Here is a 1889-nt window from a genome sequence, read left to right as displayed (position 1 = left end):
GTAAGATTTGCGGTAGAAAGATTATCTCTCAAACTGAAATTAGTCGCTTAAAAAAAATCACATAACTAAAATCGGGAAAGTTTATTCTCAAATAAAATATGAATTATGAAATTGATTCAGTTATAAGATTGTCAAGATTTTTTTCGAAACTTATTTGAACAATACAATAAAACAAAGAAAGGAAAACTAACAGCCACTCTATCATCATCTTTTATAAAAAAATTTTTTATCAAACATTATTCAAACAATTTTATTCATTTTTTCGATAAGGAGACGTGACTATGACAACAATTGGTTATATGCGAGTTAGCACTCGCCATCAAAAACTTGATTCACAAGAGAGAGCCTTAAAAAAATACGGCATTGACTATCTTTATAAAGAATTTGAAAGTGGACGTAAAACAAGTCGTTCCGAACTAACTAAAGCATTGTCCGTTTTACAACCTGGTGACACATTCGTTATTTTTAAATTGGATCGTTTAGCAAGAGGAACTCAACAGCTCTTACAATTATTGGAAGAGTTCAACCGACGAAACATTAATTTTGTTAGTCTTCAGAATAATATTGATACCTCCACAGCCATGGGACGTTTTTTCTTTACTGTTATGAGTGCCTTTGCAGAAATGGAAGCCGAACTCATTCGTGAACGAGTTATGGCTGGACTGGAAGCGGCAAAGGAGAAAGGAATAGTCTTAGGTCGACCAAGTCGAACAGAAAATGTCACAAAAGCTCTAAAACTCTATCAAGAAACCTCTCTTACTGTTAACGAAATCTCTCAAGAATGCCAAATCGCCTCTCCAACTATCTACTATCACTTAAAAAAACAAGGAATCCCTTGTCGAAATGTTTCTCCTTAAATTGCTGATTTTTTTAAGAATTCCCAATTAACTATCATAAAAATGATTAGAAATTTGGGAATCTTTAAATTCTTCTATACGCTAACATAAAAACTGGCTTAATTAAAGGAAGACTACCAATATTAATTATTGAATACATCCTAATAATAAATTTTATCAATACGACACTCTAGGCACATGACCAAATGAAGCTTTCTATTGCAAATGACTTTGTAGAAATAGAAACTGAACGCATGTCCTGACAGGCTAGAATAATGACAAATGATCAACTTGATCGTCCAACATTGTACAAATGTATAGACAACGCTATCCATTTATACAAAAATTCAAATATACTTACTACTGAATAGCTCATAAATGAAGTTTATCGAGAGTATCTATCTAGCACCATCTTCAATCTTTCAAAAGTGACTACCGTGAACCAATTAAATAACAACTTTCTTTATTTTTTAACTAAGCTAACTTCATCATTATTAAAACAGTGATACGCTCAAAAATAAAAAAAGTTCCTCTCCTGTCTATGTTCTTTATGGAGCGCTTCTCTCTAGAATTTGACTACTAAAATCACTATCTATGATCGATATGAAGGTTGCTTATTTCACACTTGCGCGAGTTCTCTCATCTGATTCAACTTATTTCTCCTAAAAATCAACAAAACCACCACTCGAAATGAGTGATGGTCTAAATATCGTATCTTTAATCGCTCTGGCATAAGTAAACTTAGCATATTTTCCACCTTCAAATATTTTTGTACTATATTTTCCCGAGACAAGGCTCTTAAGATCGTTTGCTCCAATAAAAACACCGGCTTCATACTCTAAGTGGAATATGTTTGGACTGGATATGACTCATTCCGCTCAAATATTCCGTATAAATTGCTCTTAGCAAGATCTTACTGATATTCTTTATTAAATGAATCAATTTCATAATTCCAATGCCTTACGGCATAAGGGATTAAATCAACTAAAAAAAGAGAACCTCCCCATTTTTGATATAATGTAAGTGCAAGCCAACAGAATCAAAAAGGAGTGT

General features: G+C 32.7%; 1 protein-coding gene. It reads left to right on the top strand.

All coding sequences use genetic code 11. From position 1 onward, the window contains the following. Positions 1-281: 281 nt before the first annotated feature. Positions 282-857, top strand: a complete 576-nt coding sequence (locus tag AC5KOD_RS02765) for a recombinase family protein (RefSeq protein WP_496913012.1) — start codon at positions 282-284, stop codon at positions 855-857. Positions 858-1889: the final 1032 nt, after the last annotated feature.

It is taken from the genome of Vagococcus sp. WN80Y (assembly GCF_059621045.1).
This window is presented reverse-complemented; position numbering and strand designations above follow the sequence as displayed.